Genomic DNA, 23,629 nt, shown 5'->3' with positions numbered 1-23,629 from the left:
TCATGGCGCAACAAGAGGCAGGCACGGCAACGCAGCCGATGACGATGATCCAGGCGCTGCGCTCGGCGATGGACGTGATGCTCGGGCGCGACAGCGACGTGGTCGTGTTCGGGCAGGACGTCGGTTATTTCGGCGGTGTGTTCCGCTGCACCGAAGGACTGCAGAACAAATACGGCAAGTCGCGCGTGTTCGACGCGCCGATCTCCGAAAGCGGGATCGTCGGCGCGGCGGTGGGGATGGGCGCGTACGGGCTGCGCCCGGTGTGCGAGATCCAGTTCGCCGACTATTTCTACCCGGCGTCCGACCAGATCGTGTCGGAAGGCGCGCGGCTGCGCTATCGCTCGGCCGGCCAGTTCATCGCGCCGATGACGATCCGCATGCCCTGCGGCGGCGGCATCTACGGCGGCCAGACGCACAGCCAGAGCCCGGAGGCGATGTTCACGCAGGTGTGCGGGCTGCGCACCGTGATGCCGTCGAATCCGTACGACGCGAAGGGGCTGCTGATCGCGTCGATCGAGAACGACGATCCGGTGATCTTCCTCGAGCCGAAACGGCTGTACAACGGGCCGTTCGACGGCCATCACGACCGGCCGGTCACATCGTGGCTCAAGCATCCGGCCAGCGCGGTGCCCGAGGGCTACTACACGGTGCCGCTCGATACGGCCGCCGTGGTGCGCCCCGGCAACGACGTGACGGTGCTGACCTACGGCACGACGGTGCACGTGTCGCTCGCCGCGGCCGAGGAGACGGGCATCGATGCGGAGGTGATCGACCTGCGCACGCTGTGGCCGCTCGATCTCGACACGATCGTCGCGTCGGTGCGCAAGACCGGCCGCTGCGTCGTCGTGCACGAGGCGACGCGCACCTGCGGCTACGGTGCGGAACTGGTGTCGCTGGTCCAGGAACATTGCTTCTACCACCTGGAGGCGCCGGTCGAGCGCACGACGGGCTGGGATACGCCGTATCCGCATGCGCAGGAGTGGGCGTACTTTCCGGGCCCGGCCCGGGTCGGTGAAGCGTTGCGACGCGTGATGGAGGCGTGAGATGGGGATTCATGTCATCAAGATGCCGGATATCGGCGAAGGGATTGCCGAGGTCGAGCTGGTGGCCTGGCACGTGGAAGTCGGGCAGACGATCAAGGAAGACCAGCCGCTCGCCGATGTGATGACCGACAAGGCGGCGGTCGAGATTCCGTCGCCGGTGACGGGCAAGGTGATCGAGCTCGGCGGCCGGATCGGCGAGATGATGGCAGTCGGCAGCGAGCTGATTCGCCTCGAGGTCGAAGGCGACGGCAACCTGAAGCCCGGCGCACCGGTGCGGGAATCAAAGGTAGCAACCGCACCGGTCGCGGCAGCGCCGTCGAAGGCGGTAGCCGACGCGCCGGCGGAATCGTCCGCCAAGCCGGCCACGAAGCACGCACCGGCGGAGCCGCGTCGTGCGAAGCAGGCCGAGCACGCGGAGAAAGCGGAGCCGCCGCGCGCGGCGCTCGCGCCGGGCGAACGGCCGCTCGCGTCGCCGGCCGTGCGCCAGCGCGCATGGGACATGGGCATCGAGCTGCGCTATGTGCGCGGCACCGGTGAAGCAGGGCGGATCCTGCACGCGGACCTCGATGCGTATGCGGGCACTGGCAGCGGTGCGGCGCGCGGTTCGCACGCGCAGGGCTACGCCGAACGCAACGACGAAACCGACGTGCCGGTGATCGGCCTGCGGCGCGCGATCGCACGCAAGATGCAGGAAGCGAAGCGCCGCATTCCGCACTTCAGCTACGTCGAGGAGATCGACGTCACCGAGCTCGAATCGTTGCGCACGGAACTGAATCGCCGCCACGGCGACACGCGCGGCAAGCTCACGCCGCTGCCGCTGCTGATCCGCGCGATGGTGATCGCGTTGCGCGACTTCCCGCAGATCAACGCGCGTTTCGACGACGAAGCGGGTGTCGTCACGCGCTACGGCGCGGTGCACATGGGCGTCGCGACACAGACGGACGGCGGTCTCACGGTGCCCGTGCTGCGTCATGCGGAAGCGCGCGACGTGTGGTCGATTTCCGCCGAGATCGCGCGGCTCGCCAATGCGGTGCGCACGAACCGCGCGCAGCGCGACGAGCTGAGCGGCTCGACGATCACGATCTCGAGCCTCGGCGCGCTCGGCGGCATCGTGTCGACGCCGGTCATCAATCATCCTGAAGTCGGCATCGTCGGCGTGAACCGCATCGTCGAGCGGCCGGTGATCCGCGACGGCGCGGTCGTCGCGCGCAAGATGATGAACCTGTCGTCGTCGTTCGACCATCGCGTCGTCGATGGCGCGGATGCGGCCGAATTCATCCAGGCCGTGCGCGCGGTGCTCGAGCGCCCGGCACTACTGTTCGTGGAGTGATCACGCAATGAAGAACGAACACACCACGCTGCTGGTGATCGGCGGCGGCCCGGGCGGCTATGTCGCCGCGATTCGCGCCGGCCAGCTCGGCATTCCGACCGTGCTCGTCGAGCGCGACCGGCTCGGCGGCACGTGCCTGAACATCGGCTGCATTCCGTCGAAGGCGCTGATCCACGTAGCCGATGCATTCGAACAGGCCCGCGGTCACGCGGGCGAGGGCGCACTCGGGATCCGCGTGCGCACGCCCGAGATCGACATCGGGAAAAGCGTCGCCTGGAAGGACGGCATCGTCGACCGGCTGACGCGCGGGGTCGGCGCGCTGCTCAAGAAGAACGGCGTGCGCGTGCTGCACGGCGATGCGCAGGTGGTCGACGGCAAGACCGTCGACGTCGTCGGCGGCGGCCATACGACGCGCATCAGCTGCGAGCACCTGTTGCTCGCGACCGGCTCCGAGCCGGTCGCGCTGCTGTCGATGCCGTTCGGCGGGCATGTCGTGTCGTCCACCGAGGCGCTGTCGCCTGAGACGTTGCCGAAGCGGCTGGTCGTCGTCGGGGCCGGGTATATCGGGCTCGAACTCGGGATCGTCTATCGCAAGCTCGGCGTCGACGTGAGCGTCGTCGAAGCGGCGGAGCGCGTGTTGCCCGCGTACGATGCCGAACTCGCGCGGCCGGTTGCCGATTCGCTCGCGCGGCTGGGCGTGCGGCTGCTGCTCGGCCACACGGTGCTCGGCCTCGCGGAGCACGGCGCGGTGCGCGTGCAGGCCGCCGATGGCGCGGAGCAGACGTTGCCGGCCGACCGCGTGCTGGTGGCGGTGGGCCGCCGGCCGCGCGTCGACGGCTTCGGGCTCGAGTCGCTGCCGCTCGATCGCAACGGCCGCGCGCTGTGGATCGACGACGAATGCCGGACGTCGATGCGCAACGTCTGGGCGATCGGCGACGTCGCCGGCGAGCCGATGCTGGCGCATCGTGCGATGGCGCAGGGCGAGATGGTGGCCGAGCTGATCGCCGGCAAGCGCCGCAAGTTCATGCCCGCGTCGATTCCGGCCGTGTGCTTCACCGATCCGGAGATCGTCACGGCCGGCTGGTCGCCGGACGACGCGCGGGCGGCCGATGTCGATTGCGTGAGCGCGTCGTTCCCGTTCGCGGCGAATGGGCGCGCGATGACGCTGCAGGCGACCGACGGCTTCGTGCGGGTCGTCGCGCGGCGCGACAACCATCTGATCGTCGGCTGGCAGGCGGTCGGGCGCGGTGTGTCGGAGCTGGCGGCGGCGTTCTCGCAGTCGCTGGAGATGGGCGCGCGGCTGGAGGATATCGGCGGCACGATCCATGCGCACCCGACGCTCGGCGAAGCGCTGCAGGAGGCGGCGCTGCGTGCGCTGGGGCACGCGGTGCATGTGTGACGGGCGAGCCTCCTGAAAAAGCGCCGCGGATGCGCAACGTGCGTATCCGCGGCGATATTTACGCCAGGTAGACGGCAGACACGTTCATTCGATATCCGGCACGCTGCGATGCCGTTGCTCCGGGGGTTCGCCTAGCCCTCCGGATCGTATTGACCGTCGTCCGTCCTGCTGCGGCCGGCGGATGCCGCCCGCATCCTCAATTCCCGCGGCGTTACGCCGAAGTGCCGCCGAATCGCGGTCGACAGGTAGCTTTGCGTGCCGAATCCGCAGTCCAGTGCGATCGACAGGATGCTGTCCGACGTATGTTCGAGCAGCAGGCGTGCGCGTTCCAGCCGCCGCTCGATGATGTATTGCGCCGGCGTGCGGGAAAACTGCATCCTGAATGCGTCGATCGTCGCGCGCTCGCTCATGCCAACCAGTCGGCAGAGGTCGGCCGTGTCGATACGGCTTTCCAGCGACGCATCGATGAACCGGTTGATTGTCTGTGCGCACAGCGGCGCGCTGGCGGCGTCGGCTGTCAACGGCTGATCGGCGGCGTGCGGGTTTCGCCGGTAGGTGGCGCCGGGCGGTTCGCCGAAGCGACGGTAGTACTCCCGAATGAAGCGCGCCGTGATCGAGAATCCATGCGCATGCAACGTCGCATCGAAATCCGGCCCGTCGCCTCGCGCGAGCGCGCGGTTCACGTGGCGAAAGCGCGCTTCGTTGCGCAGCTCGGTCGATGACCGGCCTGTCAGGCGGCGGATGCCGTGCTCCAGCGCCTCGGTCGCGCAGCCGAGCACGTGCGCGATCGCGCCGAGCGTTTTCCACCGCAGCGGCGCGTCCTCGAGCATGTGGATTGCCATGCGAGTCTGGTGTTCGGGCGTGCAATGGTCGCGGTCGAACAGCGCGCCGTGGTTGTTCGCGTGGCCGGCCACCATGATCTTCAGCATGTGTTCGAGCAACGCGTCGACGGCGACGCCGGGAATGGGCGACATCCTGATCATCCGGCGCAGGCAGCCGGCCGCGGCATTCCATTGCATCCGCAGCTCGGGCGAGACCGGTGTCAGCCCGAACTCGACCGGCTCGAGCCCCGGCCGGCCAATCCATTGTGCGAGAAAGCGGTTGACCCGGTCCGCATCGATGATGACCGACAGATGGCCGAATCCGTCGCCACCCGTCGTGCAGAACGAGTGGCCAGTCGACGAAATCGGCATGACGTCACCCGTCGTGCAGGCCGCATCGTCACCGTTGCTTTCGTAACGAGCCTGGCCGCGACGGCAGGACAGGAACAGGTAGTTCGGACGCGCATCGTTCGAGCGGAAGTGAAAAGGCATCAGGTAGTCGACGTCGTAGACGCCGATGCCGTTCCATTCATGTCCCGTCATGCTGACATTCCGACGAACCGCGTGCTGCGCCGTGAACTGGTTGTCGGCATAGATCGTGCCGATGAAATCGGACACTTCGTCGGGGTCGTCGCTGTGAAACCGGTGCGTCCTGTGAAGCGGGTCGCTCATGCTGGTTTCCACTCCGAACGGATGCCGGCGCGACTCGATGCCGGCGGCGGTGTGACGGGACGCACGCAACCGGCGTGCGTGGCCACTATTGCACCTTGCCGGCGCACCGTGCGTCAAGAATTGTCAAACGGGCGGCTGCACGCGGAAGGCCCGTGTTGTCTGATGAAACACCGCGCGGCAACGTCGATGGGTCCGCTCGGCCGGCTTCCGGATTTTCATTTTTCCGGTACGCATTCTTGAAAGAACCGGCACGGTCGGAACGCTAATATGGTTGAACCGATTGTTAGTCAATCGTGGATAGTGCATCTCGACGCGCCCCGTTCATTCGCGCCATCGGCTCGACTACACTCGATCCATCCCAATACTTTCAGTGATCCGGAGTTTTCGAATGAACACAGCATCGATGGCAGACAAGGTCGTATTGATCACTGGCGTCTCGTCCGGTCTCGGTCGCGAACTGGCGCAACGGCTGCTCGCAGAAGGCGCGCGGGTCGCGGGCACCGTACGCGGCGCGGAGCAGGTCGCCGAATTCGAACGGCTTGCGCCCGGGCGTGCGCTCGGTGTCCTGATGGACATCACGCAGCCCGACACGGTAGCGGCGGGCGTGCAGCGTGTGATCGAGCAGTTCGGCCGGATCGACGTGCTCGCCAACAATGCTGGCGTCGGCACGGTCGGCGCGGTCGAAGAGACGACCGAAGCCGATGCGCAGCAGATCTTCGACGTGAATTTCTTCGGCGGGTTGCGCCTGATTCATGAGGTCTTGCCCACCATGCGCCGCCAGCGCTCGGGGCACATCGTGCAGTTCTCGTCGATCGCCGGGTTCGCGGGCTACCCGGGGCTGGGCGTGTACGCCGCGGCCAAGGCCGCGACCGGCGTGCTCGGCGAGGCGTTGGCCGGCGAGCTCGCACCGCTCGGCATTCATGTGACGGTGCTGACGATCGGCATTTTCGAAACCCAGTTCGCCGGACGTTCGCTGGCGTATACGTCGAACCGGATCGACGACTACGCGGACACGCCGGCCGGCCAGTTCCGCGGATTCATCGGCCAACTGCAAGGCAAGCAGCCCAATGTGCCGGAAAAGGGCGCACAGGCGATCGTCGATATCCTCAAGGCGGAGAAGCCGCCGGTCCATCTCGCGCTCGGTGCCGATGCGGTGGGAACGATGCTCGGCCGAGCCGAATCGATCGAGCGTGATATCCGCGCATGGGAAACCGTGTCGCGATCGACTCAGCGCGACTGAGCGGGTATCCGGTTCGTTCGGGTAAGGTCCGGATCAATAGTATCGGTGTGCTAAGTAACGGGAAGGAATCGTCGTGAATCGGCCCTCGTCGCGATCGATATCGCGCGGGCCAGGCATGCGTCCGGATGCGCTGGACGCGAAACCGTGGAGAAGCAGACATGAACAATCGAACAAGCGTGGCGATCGTGACCGGCGCATCGCGAGGTATCGGCGCGGCAATCGCGCGGCGCCTGGTGGACGACGGGCTGGCCGTCGTCATCAATTACGCAGGCAAGGCGAGCGAGGCCGAGGAACTGGCGAGCGATCTCGCGGGCGAGGGCGGGCGGGCGGTCGCGGTCCAGGCGGACGTCAGCGATCCGGCTGCCGTGGCGCGGCTGTTCGATGTGGCCGAAGCGAAGTTCGGCGGCGTCGACGTGCTGGTGAACAACGCCGGAATCATGAAGCTGGCGCCACTGGTCGATAGCGACGACGCGCTGTTCGACACGCAGATCGCCATCAACCTGAAGGGGACGTTCAACACGCTGCGCGCGGCGGCGCGCCGGCTGCGCAACGGCGGGCGCATCGTCAACCTGTCGAGCAGCGTGGTCGGACTGAGGCCCGAGACGTACGGCGTCTATACGGCCACCAAGGCAGCGGTCGAAGCGATGACGGGCATCCTGTCCAAGGAGCTGCGCGGTCGCTCGATCACCGTCAACGCCGTCGCGCCGGGGCCGACCGCGACCGACCTGTTCCTGAACGGCAAGTCGGCGGAGCTGATCGAGCGCCTGTCGAAGATGAATCCGCTGGAGCGTCTCGGTACACCGGCCGATATCGCGAACGCGGTCGCGTTCCTCGTCGGTCCGGACGGCGGCTGGATCAACGGGCAGGTGCTGCGCAGCAACGGCGGGATGGTTTGAGTCCGCACGGATCGTATCGAAGGATCGCAGTCGTCAATCAAGGAGCGTCGTCATGGGCAAGACCATTCTCATTACCGGTGCGTCGAGCGGCTTCGGCCGCCTGACGGCCGAAGCGCTGGCGGCGGCCGGCCACACCGTGTTCGCGTCGATGCGCGATACGGCCGGACGCAATGCGCCGGTCGTCGCGCAGATGGCCGCGCAGTCGAAAGCGCAGGGCATCGATCTGCGCACCGTCGAGATCGACGTGCAGTCGCAGGATTCCGTCGACGCCGGCGTCGCCAGCGTGATCGCCGAGGCCGGCCGCATCGACGTGCTGGTGCACAACGCGGGGCACATGGTGTTCGGTCCCGCCGAAGCGTTTACGCCGGAGCAGTATGCGCACCTGTACGACGTGAACGTGCTGAGTACGCAGCGCGTGAACCGCGCGGTGTTGCCGCATATGCGGAAAAGCGCCCGAGGCCTGCTGCTCTGGGTCTCCAGCAGCAGCTCGGCGGGCGGCACGCCGCCGTACCTGGCGCCGTATTTCGCGGCGAAGGCCGCAATGGATGCGATCGCGGTGCAGTATGCGCGCGAGCTGTCGCGCTGGGGCATCGAGACGTCGATCGTCGTGCCGGGTGCATTTACCGGCGGCACCAACCATTTCGCGCATGCGGGCGCGCCGGCCGACGCGTCGCGTGCGGCCGAATACGATGCGGGGCCGTATGCGGGCTTCGGCGAGCAGGTGCTGAAGGCGTTTGCGGACATCGTGCCGGCCGACGCCGATGCAAGCGAGGTGGCACGTGCGATCGTCGACATCGTGGGCATGCCGTTCGGCAAGCGTCCGTTCCGCGTGCACATCGATCCGACGCAGGACGGCGCGGCCGTCGGCTTCGCGGTGCTCGACCGCGTGCGTGCGGAGATGCTGCATCGCGTCGGCCTGTCCGACCTGCTGCAGCCGAAAGCGAATGCTTAATGCGCCGGGCGGCCGGCCGCAGCCGGCGCGGGGCCACTGATCCGGAACGTCATCTCGGACGTGGATCGAACAGGAAATGAATCAGGAGAGCGAAATGGCAAATCATGAAATCAAGGGCAAGACCGTACTGATCGCCGGCGGCGCGAAGAACCTGGGTGGCCTGATCGCACGCGATCTGGCCGCGCATGGCGCGAAGGCCGTCGCGATTCACTACAACAGCGCAAGCTCGAAGGCGGACGCGGAGACGACGGTCGCGGCGATCAAGGCGGCCGGCGCCGAGGCGGTCGCATTCCAGGCGGACCTGACGAGCGCGGCGGCCGTCGAGAAGCTGTTCGCCGATGCGGTTGCGGCGGTCGGCCGCCCGGACATCGCGATCAACACGGTCGGCAAGGTGCTGAAAAAGCCGTTCACCGAAATCAGCGAAGCGGAATACGACCAGATGAGCGCGGTGAACGCGAAGTCGGCGTTCTTTTTCCTGCGCGAAGCGGGGCGGCACGTGAACGACAACGGCAAGATCGTCTCGCTGGTGACGGCGCTGCTCGGCGCATTCACGCCTTATTACGCCGCGTATGCGGGTACGAAGGCGCCCGTCGAGCACTACACGCGCGCGGCGGCGAAGGAGTTCGGCGAGCGCGGCATTTCGGTGACGGCAGTGGGGCCCGGACCGATGGACACGCCGTTCTTCTACCCGGAGGAGGGGGCGGACGCGGTCGCGTATCACAAGACGGCCGCCGCGCTGTCGAAGTATTCGAAGACGGGGCTGACCGACATCGAGGACGTCGTGCCGTTCATTCGTCACCTGGTCAGCGACGGCTGGTGGATCACCGGCCAGACGATCCTGATCAACGGTGGCTATACGACCAAGTAACACACCTCGGCTGCCCGAGTTTCGTCCGGCGCGCGTTGCCTGCCCGTCACGGGTCGGGGCAGGACGACGGGCGGCCTTCTTTCATCGAGGATCGGCATCGTGAACACCGACATACTCCACCATCCGGTCGTGCGGCGGGCGATCGACGCGCTCCAGCAAGGCGATGGCGCGGCATGGGCCGCGCTGTTCGCGCCCGATGCGACGCTGTACGACGACGGCCGGCCACGAGACCTGCACGCATTCAACCGGGACGCGATCGGGACCGAGCGCTTCACGACGATCGATCGCGTCGACAACGACGGGCTCGAGATCCACGGCCGGTTTCATTCGGATCGCTGGGGCACGTTCCGTACGTACTTCAAGTTCCGGGTCGACGCCGATGGCCGGATTACCCGGCTCGACATCGGGCAGGCCTGAGCCGTCCGCATGCCGCCCGTTGCCGCTCCGGCCGGCGGCTTCCCCAAGGAGAACGCGACCATGTCGAACCCCTACCAGTCCGTGCTCGACGCGCAACGTGCGCGCTTCGACTCGGACGTCACGAAAACCCATGCATGGCGCATCGCGCAGCTCGACCGGATGGAGCGGATGCTGCACGATCACCAGGACGCACTGTGCGCGGCGCTGTACGAGGATTTCGGCAAGCCGCCGTTCGAGCAACTGTTCGAAATCTCCGTGCCGACCGGTGTCATCCGCTACTACCGCGAGCATCTGCACGAACTGATGGCGCCGCAGACAGTGGCGATTCCGCCCGCGCTGGAGGCGGCCGGCAACGCCGGCATGATCTACAAGGAGCCGTACGGCGTGACGCTCGTGATCGGCCCGTTCAACGCGCCGATTCTGTTGCTGCTGGATCCGGCGATCGCGGCATTGGCAGCCGGCAATACGGTGGTGCTGAAGCCGGCGAACACCACGCCCGCGACGGCCGCGCTGCTGAGCCGGCTCGTGCCGCAGTACTTCTCACCGGAGGACGTCGCCGTCGTCACGGGCGGTCGCCAGGAAATCGGCGCATTGCTGGAATTGCCGTTCGACTTCATCTTCTTCACCGGCAGCTCGGCGGTCGGCAAGGTCGTGATGCGCGCCGCCGCCGAGCATTTGACACCGGTCTTGCTGGAACTCGGCGGGCAGAACCCGTGCATCGTCGACGAAACCGCGAATCTCGACATCGCGGCCGACCGTGTCGCGTGGGGGCACAACGCGATCTCGGGACAATGGTGCATCGCGCCTGGCTATGTGTACGTGCATGAATCGGTGGCCGAGGCCTTCATCGCGAAGCTCAAGGCGTCGATCACCGCGATGTACGGCGACGATCCGCAACAAAGCCCCGATTTCGCGCGAATGATCAGCGAACACGATGCCGAACGCGTCGCGTCTTACATCGTCGCCGACAAGGTCGTGCACGGCGGCCGCCACGACATCGCGGCACGCTATGTCGAGCCGACCGTGCTGTACCCGTCGACCTGGGACGATCCGGCGATGCAACAGGAAGTGTTCGGCCCGGTGCTGCCCGTGCTGCCGTACCGCGACCTGCGCGAGATCGTCGGCATCATGAAGCGCAAGCCGAAGCCGCTCGCGTGCTACGTGTTCAGCAAGCGGCAGGCGAGCGTCGACTGCGTGCTCAACAGCCTGTCGTTCGGCGGCGGATGCGTGAACCAGACCAACCTGCATTGCTGGATCGACAGTTTGCCGTTCGGCGGCGTCGGCAACAGCGGGATGGGGAAGTACTACGGCAAGGCCGGCTTCGACGCGTTGAGCAATACCAAAGCGATGCTGATCGGCAATCCCGACGCGGTGCTCGACGTGTTCCCGCCGTATGCGGGAAAGGACATCGGCAAGATGCTCGGCGTCTTCGCGTAACCGGGGGCACGATGCATACACTTTGGACGATCGTCGCCGGCGTGCTGTTGCTGGCCGTGTTCCTGTTGTTCGGGCAATTGTGGGGCACGCACGCGGCATCGCTGGCGTTTGCCGCCCAGGCGTTCGTGCCGGTCTGGCTCGTTGTCTCGCTGGCCAACCTGTGGGTTGGCGTGCATCGGGCCGGCTACGGCGTACGCGAGGAGCTGCCGATCCTCGCGATCGTATTCGGCGTGCCGGCCGTGGTTGCGGTGGCTGCCACGCTGCTGTTCCAACGCACCTGAATCGCAGGAGGACGACGGGCCGTGTGCGGGCACGGCCGTCGTCGACGTGCCGCTTCCATTCACCCGTCGTTCATCTCTTCGCCATGAAGATCGATATGCCATTGTTTGCCGCGCCGCCGGCGCAGGCCGTCATCACGTTCTGGATCGATGCCGGGCCCGCGCAATGGTTCGCAAAGCATCCCGATTTCGATCGCCGCTTTCGCGAGCGCTTTCTCGATACGCACCTGGCCGCTGCAAGGCGCGAGCTGGACGGCTGGTTGTCGACGCCATACGGGACGCTCGCGCTGCTGTTGCTCACCGACCAGTTTCCGCGCAATGCGTTTCGCGGCACCGCGCGCATGTATGCGACCGACGCGCTCGCACGGCAGTTCGCGATGCACGCGTACGAGCACGATCAGATGGCGCAGGTCGAGCGGCCGCTGCGCCTGTTCTTCTGTTTGCCGTTCGCCCATTCCGAAGACCTCGACGACCAGCGGATTTCCGTCGAACTGAACGGCAGGCTCGGCCAGCCGTGGCTGTCGCATGCGATCGGGCACCGGGAGATCGTCGCGCGCTTCGGCCGCTTCCCGCATCGCAACGCGCTGCTCGGCCGCGAGACGACGCGCGACGAGGCGCGCTTTCTCGCATCCGGCGGCTTCGCCGGATGAGCCCACCGGTTCGCGCGGCATGGCCGCCGCGGCGGCCATGCGTGCGTCAGCGCAGGAACTCGATGCCGAACGTGCCGGCCGTATCGACGATATGCCCCGCGTGCGGTGCCTCGAAATGACCGGGCAGCAGCAGTGCGCCGTGCTCGACGCAATGCGCGAGCAGCTCGAAGCGGCTCTTCGCGGCGAGCGTGCGATCGTCGCAGACCTTGCTGCTCCATTGCCAGAACGGGATCTGGATCGGCGAGTGCAGCATGTCGCCGCTGAACACGCCGCGCGAGCCTTGCGACGTCAGCTCGATGCGCACGTGACCCGGAGAATGGCCCGGCGCGTGGCGGATCAGGAACGTGTCGTCGAGCTCGTAGGTGTCGTCGAACATCGTGGCCTGGCCGGCCTCGATCACGGGCAGCACGCTGTCGTTGTACATCGGGCTGAACCACGCGGGGCCGGCGGGGCCTTCGCCCCGGATCGCGCGGACCAGGTGATCGTGCTCGACCTGCGAGATCACGTAGCGCGCGTTCGGGAAGGTGGGCACCCACACACCATTGACGAGCTGCGTGTTCCAGCCGACGTGATCGGCGTGAAGGTGGCTGCACATCACGTAGTCGATTTCCTCGGGCTGGATGCCGAGTGCGCGCATCCGGTCGAGATAGCGCGTCGACAGCCGGTGCATTTCCGGCAGCCCCGGCCGCTCCTTGTGGTTGCCGATACAACTGTCGATCAGCACCGTATGCCGGCCGGTCCGCACGATCCAGCTGTGCACGGGCATCGGGATGCGGCCGCTTTCGGGATCGTAGTGTGTCGGCGCGAGCCAGTGCTCGTGTTCCGCCACGCGTGCGCGGTCGAAGTCCGGCAGCCAGCTCTGCGCGGTTTCGCCGAGCAGCGTCGTGTCGTACAGCCGGATGATTTCGACGTTGCCGAGCGCGAGGGAAAAAGCATGCGGTTCGGCATTCGTGATGTGTGCATGGCAATGCGCATGCCCGCAGGAATGGGTCATCGGTGTCTCCTGAATGAATTGGAATGAATCGAAGCGGGGCGTGGTGCGCTGCCCCGCGCGCGACTGTCTATATCCGTGCCGTGGCGCGTGCCTGCGCCTGCGGCACCGGCACGACTTTCCCGGTCATGAAATCCGCCGCGCGTTCGGCCATCATCATGATCAGCGCGTTGGTCGGCCCGCGGATGATGCGCGGGATCGCGGAGCCGTCGACCACCCGCAAGCCGGCCACGCCGCGCACGCGCATCTGCGTATCCACCACGGCCGCCGGATCGTCGTCGCGGCCCATGCGGCACGTGCCGACCGGGTGATGAAGGGTGATCGCGATGCGACGAATGAACGCGTCGACGTCTGCATCGCTCTGGACTTGCGGGCCCGGTGCGATCTCTGCGTCGATGAACGGGCGCAGTCCGGCCTGCGCGCCGATTTCCCGCATGCGCCGGAACATCTCCCGCGCAGCGATGCGATCGTTCTCGGTGGCGAGGAAGTTTTGTTCGATCCGCGCATGCTCGGCCGGATCGGCCGACTTCAGCGACACGCGTCCGCGACTTTCGGGCGTGAGGAAAATGCCCTTGATCGCGAACGAATCGGCATACGCATCCTTGAACGGCTCGAAATACGGCGCGGCGTTCATCGCGCCGGCCGCGAGGATCAGCTGCACGTCCGGCAGCGGCAGGTGAGGCTGGCTCCTGACCAGGCCAAGCGCGGCGGCGGGGATCGTGCTCGAGAAGCCGTTGCCGCCGGCAAACGTGCGCACTACGTCGAACGCGATGCGATCGGCACGCATCATCCGGTGCAGCGGGCCGGGTTCCTTGCGGCTCCAGCGCAGGTCGAACACGATGTGATCGTGAAGGTTCGTGCCCACGCCGGGCAATTCGACCGTCGACGCGATGCCGTGCGTGCGCAGGCTGTCGGCCGCGCCGATGCCGGAGAGCATCAGCAGTTGCGGCGAATTGATCACGCCGCCGCAGAGGATGACTTCGCGGCGCGCATCGGCGCGGTAGTCGGATTCGCCCCGGCGATACTCGATCGCGATGGCGCGCGGCGTGCCCCGGTCGGTATCGAGCACGATGCGCTTCGCGAGGGCGCCCGTCACCAGCGTGACGTTGCCGCGCGCGAGCGCCGGGCGCAGGTAGGCGACCGCGGCGCTGCAGCGCAGGCCGTTGCGGATCGTGGCCTGCATCGGCCCGAAGCCTTCGACGGATGCGCCGTTGTAGTCGTCGTTCTCGGGATAGCCGCAGGCACGTGTCGCGTCGAGGAAGCCACCCACCAACGGGTCGCGATAGTCGAGCCGGATCACGGTGAGCGGGCCGCGGCCGCCGCGCAGCGCCGATTCGCCGCGCTCCCACGATTCGGAGCGCTTGAAGTACGGCAGCACCGCGTCGTAGGACCAGTCGGTCAGGCCGAATTCGTCGGCCCAGCCTTCGTAGTCTTCCCGCGCGCCGCGTGCGTAGGCCATGCCGTTGATCGACGACGAGCCGCCCACTACCTTGCCGCGCGCGCATTCGATCCGGCGGCCGTCCATGCCGGCTTCCGGCTCGGTGAAATAGCCCCAGTCGAACAGCCGGTTCTTCAGGATCTGGCCCCACGTCAGCGGCACCTTGATGTACGGCGAGCGATCCTGCTCGCCGGCCTCGATCACGAGGATGCGGACGTTCGGGTCCTCGCCGAGCCGGTAGGCGAGTGCGCAACCGGCCGAGCCGGCGCCGACGATCACGTAGTCGTACGTATCGGTTTTCATCGACGCACCTCGCGGTGCCGGGCGGCAGGGCAGGCCGGCGCGACCCGCGAACGCGGGGCGCGGCGACCGGCCGGAACAGACGTCAAACGAACCATGATGTCTCCAGGTGGGCCTGAACGCAGGCCTCTCGGTTGTGGGTTCATTCGATTGTGCGTAACCTGAAACATATCTTCCAATACGTATTACGGTGCCATCCGATACCCGGATGGCTATGGGCGAGGGGACTGTGCGCGGATTCGATTCGTATCTCACTTTTCAGAAGCTCGAGGTGTTCTGCACGGTGGTCGAGCTCGGCAGCGTCACGCGCGCGGCCGACCGCCTGTGCATCGCGCAGCCGGTCGTGACCGCGCACGTGCGCAGCATGGAGAAGCGGCTCGGCTACGCGCTCGTGAAGCGCGCCGGCCGCAACATCGCACTCACGGAAGCCGGCGAGCGCATCTATCGGTGGGCGACCGAGGTGATCACGCGCACTCGCGAGGTCGAGCGCGAACTCGCCGGTCTCGAGCAGGGCGAAATGGGCACCGCGGTGGTGGCGACGTCGATGTCGATCGGCTCGTACGCGTTGCCGCCGCTGTTCGCCGAGTTCCACCGGCGGCAGCCCGACGGGCTCGTGACCGTGCAGATCCTGACGCCGCAGGCGGCCGTCGATGCGACCCGTGTCGGCGGTTGCGATTTCGCGGTCATCCTGATCGCGGCCAATCAGGATCTCGAAGGGTTGGCGACCATCCCCGTGTGGGAGGACGAACTGCTGCTCGTGTGCGGCGCGTCGAGCCCGTGGGCCGCGCAGCCGGCCGGCGATCTCGACCTGCGCCGCGTGCCGTTCGTGAGCACGCCGCGCAACCAGCCGCGCCGCGAGCTCGAAGAGGCGCTGCTGCGCGAGCGCGGCCTCGAACAGCGCAAGGTCGTGATGGAACTCGGGCATCCGGAAGCGATGAAACACGTGGTGCGCGAGAACCTCGGCGTGAGCTTCATGTTCGCGTCGGCGGTGCGTGCGGAGATCGAGCGCGGCGAACTGGTCGTGCTCGATCGCCCGGAGCTGTCGATGAAGGTGCCGATCTATCTCGTGCATCGCGACGACAAGCGCTTCTCGGCGTTCCAGGCCGAACTCGTGCAGTTCATCGTCGATTCCGCGTCGCCGGGCGCGGCAGCGGGCGTCCCGAATTCATAGTCATCGGGCTATCAGTTTGGCGATCAATAGCTAATAGACCTATGGTCGGCGCGGTCCTAAGCTGGCCGGGTGCTTGACGGTCCGCCTCGCGACGCGAAGCGGGCGTGCGCACTGCCAGTCAACCCGAAAACAGGCCGACCCATGTGTACTCTTCATCTTCAATCCGGCGGCGCAGCCGCGTATGCGGACGATGCCGGGCGTCCCGCCGATGCGCCGGATCCCGCGCTCGTCGAGGATCTCGTCTGCGCGAACCGCATCCTGTTCGACCAGGGCATCGTCGATGCCTTCGGTCACGTCAGCGTCCGTCACGACAAGGATCCGCAGCGCTTCCTGCTGGCGCGCAACATGGCGCCGGGCACCGTCGGCATCGACGACATCGTCGAATTCACGCTGGACGGCGTGCCGGTCAATGCCGGCGGGCGCGCCGTCTATCTGGAGCGTTTCATCCACGGCGAGATCTACAAAGCGCGTCCGGACGTGCAGGCGATCGTCCACAGCCATTCGCCGACCGTGCTGCCGTTCAGCGTGACGCAACGCACGCCGCTGCGGCCGGTGTGCCACATGAGCGGATTTCTCGGCGCGGGTACGCCGGTGTTCGAGATTCGCGATACCGCCGGCGATGCGACGGACCTGCTCGTGCGCGACAACGCGCTCGGCGCGGCGCTGGCGCAGCGGCTCGGCAGTGCGGCGTTCGTACTGATGCGCGGTCACGGTTCGACCGTGGTCGCGCCGACGCTCAAGCAGGCCGTGTATCGCGCGGTCTACGCGGAAGTGAACGCGCGGATGCAGATCGAGGCGCTGCAACTGGGTGACGTGGTTTATCTGAGCGAGCAGGAAGCCGCGACCGCGTGCGCGAACATCGAAACGCAGGTCGAGCGCCCGTGGGCGCTGTGGAAGCGGCGCGTACAGCACGAGCAACACACGGGCGCGCGTTGACCGGCGATCGAATCATCGAGGAGACGAGTATGGACGAGCAGTGGATAACCGGCCGTTTGCTGATCGACGGGGAACTGGTGGAAAGCGAGACCGGCGAGTGGGCGGCGTCGATCAACCCGGCTACCGAGGAAGTGATCGGCCGCGCGCCAGCCGGTTCGCGCAAGGACGTCGCGCGTGCAGTAGACGCTGCGCAGCGCGCGTGGCCTGCGTGGGCCGAACGCACCGGCGAGGAGCGCGGCGAACTGTTGCGCGGGTTTGGCGAGCGCTTGCTCGAACGCGCGGAGGCGTTGTCACGCATCGAGGTGCTCGATTCAGGCAACACCTACGTGCCGACGCTCGCGAGCATGCACGAGACGGTGCGCAGCCTGCGCTATTACGCGGGGCTCGTGCACGGGCTGCACGGCGAGACGATCCCGGCCACCGGCCGCCATCTGCACATGACCGTGTACGAGCCGTACGGCGTCGTCGGCCGGATCGCCGCGTTCAATCATCCGGCGATGTTCTCCGCGGCGCGTACCGCATCCGCGCTCGTGACCGGCAACACGGTGGTGGTGAAGCCGCCCGAAACGTCGCCGTTGTCCGTGCTCGTGCTCGGTGAGGTCGCGCGCGAGACATTGCCGGCCGGCGTGTTCAACATCGTCAACGGCACGGGCGCGGAAGTCGGCGATGCGCTGGTGCGCCATCCGGACGTGAAGCGTCTTGCGCTGATCGGGTCCGTGCCGACCGGGCAGGCGATCCAGCGCAGCGCGGCGGAGGTGGGCGTCAAGCACGTGACGCTCGAGCTGGGCGGCAAGAATCCGATGATCGTGTTTCCTGACGCGGATCCGGATGCGGCGGCCGAGAGCGCGGTGCGCGGGATGAATTTCTCATGGCAAGGCCAGTCGTGCGGATCCAATTCGCGGCTGCTGGTGCACGACGACATTTACGACGACGTGCTCGCGCGTGTCGTCGAGCGCGTGGCCGCGATCCGCGTCGGCGATCCGATGTTGCCCGACACGGGCATGGGCCCGATCAATTCGCGCAAGAGCTACGAACACGTGATGAGCTTTCTCGACCCGGCGCAGACGCATGGCGCGCGGCTGATGACGGGCGGCCGCCGCCCGCCCGGGCACGCTTTCGAAAAAGGCTTCTGGGTCGAGCCGACCGTCTATGCCGATGTCACGCCCGAGATGCGGCTGTGGCGCGAGGAAGTCTTCGGCCCGATTCTGTCGGTCGCACGATGGCGTGATGTCGACGAAGTGGTCGCGATGGCCAACGACACGGAATACGGGCTCTCGGCCGCGATCTGGACCAACGACATCCGGCAGGCGCTCAACACCGCGCGTCGCATCCGTGCGGGCAGCGTGTTCGTCAACGGCAGCAACACGCACTTCCTCGGCGTGCCATGGGGCGGCTTCAAGAACAGCGGCGTCGACCGGGAAGAGGGGATCGAGGAAATGTATAGCTATGTCGAGAAGAAGGTCATCAACGTGATGCTGTAACAGGCGCGACTCGCCGCCGGTCGTTCCCGTCATCGACGGGTTCGGCCGGCGACGGCGCGCGCGATCCATCAGTCGACGCCGGGTAACCCGGCCCACGGCGGCGCATCGAGCGGGGAACACATATCCCGCACGCGCCGATTAGATAGTTTTACTAATAAAAATGACAGGCCGGCGTGCGGTTCGCTCGTATGCGAACGGCGCGTCGGACACTGACGGTTTGGAGACAGCATCCGTGAGAATGAAGACATTGGCCGTCGCGCTGGCGATGGTGTCGTGCCACGTGCACGCGCAGAGTTCGGTCACGCTGTTCGGTCTGGTCGACAACGGCATTTCGTACGTGAGCAATTCGGGCGGCAAGGCGCTGGTTCAGGCGATGTCCGGCATCCAGGCGCCCAACCTGATCGGGATCCGCACGGTCGAGGATCTCGGCGGCGGGTTCCAGGCGCTCGTCTTCATGGCGTCGCAGCCCGATATCAACAGCGGCACGGTGCGCGGCGGCGCACTGTCCGGACGCGAGTCCTATGTCGGCATCGTCACGCCGTACGGCACCGTGACGCTCGGCAGGCAGTTCGACTACATGTTCGACAACCTGTCGCTGCATCGCTGGGGGCACGAGATTTCGTATGTCAGCCTGTACCAGCTGCCGGGCGGCCCGTTCTCGAAACTGGGCGCGGCGCTCGGCACCTTCGACTACACGCGTACGGCGGGCGGGGGCGCAACACCGAACGCGATCAAGTTCACGTCCGCGTATTACGGCGGGTTCCGGTTCGGCGCGTTGTATGGCTTCAGCAACATCGCCGGGCAGACCGGCAGCAACAACCTGTCGAGCTTCGGCGTGTCCTACGACAACGGGCCGTTGCGGCTGGATGCGGCGTACACGTATTCGAAGGAAGAGGGAATCGACAACGGGCACCTCGGCATCCGCAATGCCGGCGCGGGCGGACGCTATACATTCGGCGACTTCGCGCTCGACGCGCTGTACGTGAATACGCGCAACACGCTGACGGGCGCGCACGTCGACACCTACGAGATCGGCGGGCTGTACCGGTTCGCGCCGGATTTCTTCGCGTATGCGAACTACCTGTACGCGAAGGGCAACCGGCAGCTGACCGGCAATCATTCGAACCAGGCCGGCATCACGCTCGATTACCTGTTGTCGAAGAAGACCGACGTCTACATGAGTGCCGTGTATCAACAGGCGAGCGGCGGCGAGGACGTGATCGCATCGGTGTGCGGCACGTTCACCGCATCGTCGGGCGCGCGGCAGGGCGTGTTGCGGGTCGGCGTTCGAACGGTGTTCTAGGCGATCCGCGCCCGGCATTCATTTTGCCGTCACCTCCCGATAGAACGCATCGATCGCCTCCACCATCTGCGACAGCCCCGGCTGTTCGAGCGGATAGTGGCCCGCATTGTCCAGCATGACGACCTTCACCGGCACCTTCCGCACGCGCTGCAGGAACGGTTCGCTCAGGTGCAGCGGCGTCCAGCGGTCCGCGGCCGGTTGCGTGAGCAGGATCGGGCACACGGCGAAATCCTCCGGCTCGACCGCCGGCCGGTACGACATGTAGGAATCGAGAAACGCGATCGTCATCGCGTTGCCGGCGGACGTGCGATCGGACAGCCACACCTTCAGCGCGTCCCGATCGTTGACGAGCGCGGACATCTTGCTGGCGAGCGTCATCGGCACGCGCATCGATTTCAGCGGCGTCGTCGCGGTGAGATGCATCATCGGGCCGCCGACGCGGCTCATGAACACGTTGCGCGCGGTTTCGTCGCGCACCTGCTGAAGGCGCTGGTCGAGGAAGGTCATCCCGACGATGCCCTTGACCTTGCCGTTCAGCGCGGCCACGTGATACGTGAGCATGCCGCCCGCGCTCAGCCCGTAGAGCACGATCGGCCGGCCGTCCTTCGCGCGCTCCGCGTCGATCAGGTCGCTGCCCGCCCGCACCCAGTCGTCATAGCGGACCAGTGTGCCCTTGGCGACTTCGGTCATCCCGTACTCGGGCATATCGACCGCGAGCGTTTCATAGCCGCGGCGCGCCAGTTGCTCGCCGAGGATCATCGACATCTGCCGGCCGTTGGTGCCCACGCCATGGAACAGGATCACCTTCACCCGCGCCTGGCGGTTGCGGTACGTGTCGAGATGCATGCGATGGCCGTGCCAGGACCACCATTCTTCCGCCGGTTGCTGGCCGTCCTTCCACTGGAAGTCGGTCGGAAGGAATGTCTGCATGTCGCGCCAGACGGGATGGTCGGCGTAGGTCTTGGGCATGGTGGCGGACTCCGGTGGATTGGGCGAAACGGCGTCGTCGGCCAGTGCCGGTGCGAGCGATGCGCTCGACAGGCCGGCGGCCAGCAGCAGCGTGCGGGCAGGACGAAAGAGCGAGGAGCGCTTCATGGGGATCGACGCCGTGCGGTTGCGATGTCGTTCATCATCGGCGCGCGGGCTCGCGCGATCCATGCTGGGGCGGGCCAACCGCTTTAGAATCTAGGCCAACCCACGTCGCGATGCGTCTGATGAATGTCTGGAACTTTGCCCGCAGCCCGGCTTCCGTCCTGCTGATGATCGACTTCGGCCGCGACCGCAAGATCGCGCCGCAGGCGTTGCTCAAGGGGTCGCAGCTCACGCTGAAGCAGCTTGCTGACCCGGACTTCACGGTGCTGGCCGCGCAGGAACTGGCGGTGGCGTCGAACCTGCTCGACCTGACCGCCGGCGAGGCCGGCGTCGGCCTCAAGGTCGGCCTGTCGTACCAGCTTTCGGCATACGGGCTGCTCGGCTACGGGCTGCTGAGCAGCGCGACCGGCATGGACGCGATCGCGCTCGCGGGCCGCTACCTGGCGCTGACCTATACGTTCGTCGGGATGACGTTCCGCCGGGCCGGGCAGCGCGACGTGATTCAGTTCGACGCGTCGCCGGAGCTCGCAGCGAACGTGCAGCGCTTCTTCGTCGAACGCGCGATGGGCGCGACGTGCCGCGTGCTGCGCGACGTGATCGGCAGCGCGTTCGCACTCGCGACGTTCGATCTTGCGTATGGCGTCGGCCCCGGCACTGACGCTGACGCGCAGCAACCGGTGCTCGGCGCGAAGATCCGGCACGGCCAGCCCGCCAGCACGCTCACGTTCGAGCATGCGCATCTCGAGCGGCCGTTGCCGCAGGCGAATGCCGCGACCGCGGCGATGTGCGAGCGCATGTGTGCCGAGCTGATCACGCGCAGGCGGACGCGCGTCGACCTCGTGTCGTTCCTGAACGAGTACCTGGCCACGCGCCCGTTCGACCGGCCGCCGCAGCTGAAGGACATCGCGACGCTGCTCAACACCAGCGAGCGCACGTTGAAGCGCCGGCTGCAGGAGGAGGGCGCGTGCTTCCGGGACATTTCGAGCGCGGTGCACAAGACCCGCGCGCAGGCGCTGATCGCGGAAGGGCGGCTGTCGATCACGGAAATCGCGCAGGAACTGGGATTCAGCGACATGTCGTCGTTCTCGCAGGCGTACAAGCGCTGGACGGGTGTCGCGCCGAGCGTGTCGCGACATGCGGCGGGTTTGTAGCGCACCCTGTAACTTTTGGAGATGTTGGAGGGTTGTCGGCGCCGAGTCGGCCGACGATCATGGGGGAAGCCGTAAGCCGGGCCGTTCCCGGCTCGCCAACGCAGGCTCTACACGCAAGGATCGGACATGAAATTGCTGCTCGTCGGCGCGACCGGACTCGTCGGGCGTCACGTCCTCGAAGTCGCGCTCGCCGATGCGCGGGTCGATCAGGTGATCGTCGTCGCGCGCCGCCCGTTGTCGCCGCACCCGAAGATGCGCGCGCTCGAGGTCGATTTCGATCATCTGCCCGACACGGCCGACTGGTGGCACGCCGACGCCGTGATCTGCACGCTCGGCACCACGATGCGCGCTGCGGGCTCCCAGCCGGCATTCCGGCGCGTCGACCACGACTATCCGCTCGCGGTCGCGCGGCTCGCACACCGCCACGGCACACCGGCTTACGTGCTGAATTCCGCACTCGGCGCGGATCCGGCGTCGCGCATCTTCTACAACCGCGTGAAGGGCGAGGTCGAGCAGGCGCTCGCCGGCGTCGGGTTCGCGTCGCTCACTTACGTGCGGCCCGGCCTGATCGGCGGCAGCCGCGACGAATTCAGGTTCGGCGAGCGGCTGCTGGTGTCCGTGTTGAACGTGGCCCGGCCCGTGCTGCCGGTGAAGTGGCGCGTGAATCCCGCGTCGCGGATTGCCCGCGCGATGCTCGACGCGGCAATCGACGCGCGGCCGGGTGTGCAGGTCATCGCGTCGGACCAACTCGTCTGACGCAAAGCGGACGGCGCGCGCCGGTCACTGATCCGCGAAGCCGTCGAGCCCGCCGAACCGTTCGGCAAGCGCCGCCGTGAACGCCGCCAGCGCTTCGCTGCCATCGCAGTTCCTTGGCGTCGCGAGCTGGAATGCGACCGTATGGCTCAGCTTGCTCGCGAGCAGCCGGCGCATCTTGCCCGCGGCGACCCACGGCGCCGCGACGTGGTCGGGCAAGAACCCCACATGCGCGCCGGACAGGATGAAGATCACGTCGGCGTCGACGTTTTCGGAGAACGCGGTCGGTTGCGCGTTGCGTGGCGCCGCACCCGACGTAGTCGTCTTGTAGAGCCGCGCGACGTTGCTCGCGTTCGCAATGTCGTTGACCGACACGGTCTTCTTCGCGAACAGCGGGTGCCGCGCGCCGCAGTGCAGCGACTGGTGTTCGACGAACAGCGGTGCGTAGTGCAGGCCGGCCTGGTGGCCGGAAAAGTAGCCGATCGCGAGCTGCAGTTCGCCCTTCAGCAACCTGCGCTCCAGTTCATCGGGCGGCACCGCGATCATCTCGATCAGCACATCGGGCGCCCGTTCGCGGAAGCGGCCGACGCTCGCCGCGATCGATTCGACGATGTCCGGTGCGAGCCGCTCGGACAGCCCGATGCGCAGTTCGCCGAGCAACGTACCCGACACGTGCTGCGTATCGCGCGTGAACACGTCCATCGCGTGCAGGAGCCGCCGCGTCGACTGCAGCACGCGTTCGCCCTTCGGCGTCAGCCGGAAGCCGCTCTTGCCGCGATCGCACAGCCGGAACCCGAGGCGCGTCTCGAGCTTGGCCATCTGCGTGCTGATCGTCGAAGGCGCCATGCCGAGCGTGCCCTGCGCGGCGCTGAAGCCGCCGCTTTCGACGATCGTCAGAAAGAGCCGCAGCAGCTGCAAATCCATGTCTCTCAATCGGGTCAGCATGGCGATACGTCGCGTTTCGTGAAGTCGGCTTATGTTAGTTCATATTTTTCGTCGGATGCCGTGAC

General features: G+C 66.8%; 22 protein-coding genes. 17 read left to right on the top strand and 5 right to left on the bottom strand.

The genetic code is table 11. From position 1 onward, the window contains the following. The first annotated feature begins 2 nt into the window (after window positions 1-2). Genes LGM56_RS20755 through lpdA form a run of 3 tightly spaced genes read left to right on the top strand, consistent with a single transcriptional unit; the run spans window position 3 to window position 3,772 of the window. Window positions 3-1,043 (top strand): alpha-ketoacid dehydrogenase subunit beta, encoded by a 1,041-nt coding sequence (locus LGM56_RS20755; RefSeq protein WP_089439648.1) that lies wholly within the window; start codon window positions 3-5, stop codon window positions 1,041-1,043. Window position 1,044: 1 nt separating this feature from the next. Next, window positions 1,045-2,373, top strand: a complete 1,329-nt coding sequence (locus LGM56_RS20750) for a dihydrolipoamide acetyltransferase family protein (protein WP_226206658.1) — start codon at window positions 1,045-1,047, stop codon at window positions 2,371-2,373. Window positions 2,374-2,380: 7 nt separating this feature from the next. Beyond that, window positions 2,381-3,772, top strand: a complete 1,392-nt coding sequence (gene lpdA / locus LGM56_RS20745; protein ID WP_226206657.1) for a dihydrolipoyl dehydrogenase — start codon at window positions 2,381-2,383, stop codon at window positions 3,770-3,772. A gap of 131 nt (window positions 3,773-3,903) precedes the next feature. Here the strand turns inward: lpdA and LGM56_RS20740 are convergent, their stop codons facing one another. After that, window positions 3,904-5,265, bottom strand: coding sequence for an AraC family transcriptional regulator (locus LGM56_RS20740; RefSeq protein WP_226206656.1), 1,362 nt, complete (start codon window positions 5,263-5,265; stop codon window positions 3,904-3,906). A gap of 388 nt (window positions 5,266-5,653) precedes the next feature. On the opposite strand from LGM56_RS20740, the gene LGM56_RS20735 reads away from it, so the two are divergent. The 8 genes from LGM56_RS20735 (at window position 5,654) to LGM56_RS20700 (ending at window position 12,003) form a co-directional block, all read left to right on the top strand. Further along, window positions 5,654-6,505, top strand: coding sequence for an oxidoreductase (locus tag LGM56_RS20735; protein WP_226206655.1), 852 nt, complete (start codon window positions 5,654-5,656; stop codon window positions 6,503-6,505). Between the two features lie 158 nt (window positions 6,506-6,663). Then, complete coding sequence (locus LGM56_RS20730; RefSeq protein WP_089424951.1) at window positions 6,664-7,401, top strand: SDR family oxidoreductase; 738 nt, start codon at window positions 6,664-6,666, stop codon at window positions 7,399-7,401. 52 nt (window positions 7,402-7,453) lie between these two features. Continuing rightward, window positions 7,454-8,353, top strand: a complete 900-nt coding sequence (locus LGM56_RS20725; protein WP_069353672.1) for an SDR family oxidoreductase — start codon at window positions 7,454-7,456, stop codon at window positions 8,351-8,353. A 94-nt stretch (window positions 8,354-8,447) separates the two neighbouring features. Next, window positions 8,448-9,221, top strand: coding sequence for an SDR family oxidoreductase (locus tag LGM56_RS20720; RefSeq protein ID WP_069353701.1), 774 nt, complete (start codon window positions 8,448-8,450; stop codon window positions 9,219-9,221). Window positions 9,222-9,320: 99 nt separating this feature from the next. After that, on the top strand, window positions 9,321-9,638 hold the full coding sequence (locus LGM56_RS20715; protein ID WP_069353673.1) for a nuclear transport factor 2 family protein: 318 nt from the start codon (window positions 9,321-9,323) through the stop codon (window positions 9,636-9,638). Window positions 9,639-9,698: 60 nt separating this feature from the next. After that, a complete protein-coding gene (locus tag LGM56_RS20710; protein ID WP_226206654.1) occupies window positions 9,699-11,075 on the top strand; it encodes an aldehyde dehydrogenase family protein in 1,377 nt (458 codons plus the stop codon). An 11-nt stretch (window positions 11,076-11,086) separates the two neighbouring features. After that, window positions 11,087-11,356 carry a hypothetical protein gene (locus tag LGM56_RS20705; RefSeq protein ID WP_089424952.1) on the top strand — a complete coding sequence of 90 codons (270 nt, stop codon included), beginning with the start codon at window positions 11,087-11,089 and terminating at the stop codon, window positions 11,354-11,356. An 83-nt stretch (window positions 11,357-11,439) separates the two neighbouring features. After that, window positions 11,440-12,003 (top strand): DUF924 family protein, encoded by a 564-nt coding sequence (locus LGM56_RS20700; protein WP_089424953.1) that lies wholly within the window; start codon window positions 11,440-11,442, stop codon window positions 12,001-12,003. A gap of 46 nt (window positions 12,004-12,049) precedes the next feature. On the opposite strand, the gene LGM56_RS20695 is transcribed toward LGM56_RS20700, so the two are convergent. Both LGM56_RS20695 and LGM56_RS20690 read right to left on the bottom strand, forming a co-directional pair. Continuing rightward, window positions 12,050-12,997: an MBL fold metallo-hydrolase gene (locus LGM56_RS20695; RefSeq protein ID WP_089430852.1), complete on the bottom strand. Its 948-nt coding sequence runs from the start codon at window positions 12,995-12,997 to the stop codon at window positions 12,050-12,052. A 67-nt stretch (window positions 12,998-13,064) separates the two neighbouring features. Then, the gene (locus LGM56_RS20690) at window positions 13,065-14,735 is read right to left on the bottom strand and encodes a GMC family oxidoreductase (RefSeq protein ID WP_226206653.1); all 1,671 of its coding nucleotides are present in this window, start codon (window positions 14,733-14,735) and stop codon (window positions 13,065-13,067) included. Between the two features lie 211 nt (window positions 14,736-14,946). Between LGM56_RS20690 and LGM56_RS20685 the strand changes: the two genes are divergently transcribed. From LGM56_RS20685 to LGM56_RS20670, 4 genes are all read left to right on the top strand, one after another. After that, window positions 14,947-15,903 (top strand): LysR family transcriptional regulator, encoded by a 957-nt coding sequence (locus LGM56_RS20685; protein ID WP_226206652.1) that lies wholly within the window; start codon window positions 14,947-14,949, stop codon window positions 15,901-15,903. A 141-nt stretch (window positions 15,904-16,044) separates the two neighbouring features. Beyond that, window positions 16,045-16,839 (top strand): class II aldolase/adducin family protein, encoded by a 795-nt coding sequence (locus LGM56_RS20680; protein WP_089430853.1) that lies wholly within the window; start codon window positions 16,045-16,047, stop codon window positions 16,837-16,839. 29 nt (window positions 16,840-16,868) lie between these two features. Next, a complete protein-coding gene (locus LGM56_RS20675; protein WP_069353680.1) occupies window positions 16,869-18,320 on the top strand; it encodes an aldehyde dehydrogenase family protein in 1,452 nt (483 codons plus the stop codon). A gap of 238 nt (window positions 18,321-18,558) precedes the next feature. Next, window positions 18,559-19,623, top strand: a complete 1,065-nt coding sequence (locus tag LGM56_RS20670) for a porin (RefSeq protein ID WP_226206651.1) — start codon at window positions 18,559-18,561, stop codon at window positions 19,621-19,623. Window positions 19,624-19,641: 18 nt separating this feature from the next. Here the strand turns inward: LGM56_RS20670 and LGM56_RS20665 are convergent, their stop codons facing one another. Further along, window positions 19,642-20,592 (bottom strand): alpha/beta hydrolase, encoded by a 951-nt coding sequence (locus LGM56_RS20665; RefSeq protein WP_413226792.1) that lies wholly within the window; start codon window positions 20,590-20,592, stop codon window positions 19,642-19,644. Between the two features lie 245 nt (window positions 20,593-20,837). Here LGM56_RS20665 and LGM56_RS20660 point away from each other — a divergent pair, with 245 nt between their 5' ends. Further along, window positions 20,838-21,866 (top strand): AraC family transcriptional regulator, encoded by a 1,029-nt coding sequence (locus LGM56_RS20660; RefSeq protein ID WP_226206649.1) that lies wholly within the window; start codon window positions 20,838-20,840, stop codon window positions 21,864-21,866. A gap of 126 nt (window positions 21,867-21,992) precedes the next feature. Continuing rightward, the gene (locus LGM56_RS20655; RefSeq protein ID WP_226206648.1) at window positions 21,993-22,622 is read left to right on the top strand and encodes an NAD(P)H-binding protein; all 630 of its coding nucleotides are present in this window, start codon (window positions 21,993-21,995) and stop codon (window positions 22,620-22,622) included. 24 nt (window positions 22,623-22,646) lie between these two features. Here the strand turns inward: LGM56_RS20655 and LGM56_RS20650 are convergent, their stop codons facing one another. Next, a complete protein-coding gene (locus LGM56_RS20650; RefSeq protein ID WP_226206647.1) occupies window positions 22,647-23,564 on the bottom strand; it encodes a LysR family transcriptional regulator in 918 nt (305 codons plus the stop codon). Window positions 23,565-23,629 lie beyond the last annotated feature (65 nt).

It is taken from the genome of Burkholderia sp. AU38729 (assembly GCF_020419725.1).
GTDB lineage: Bacteria > Pseudomonadota > Gammaproteobacteria > Burkholderiales > Burkholderiaceae > Burkholderia.
This window is presented reverse-complemented; position numbering and strand designations above follow the sequence as displayed.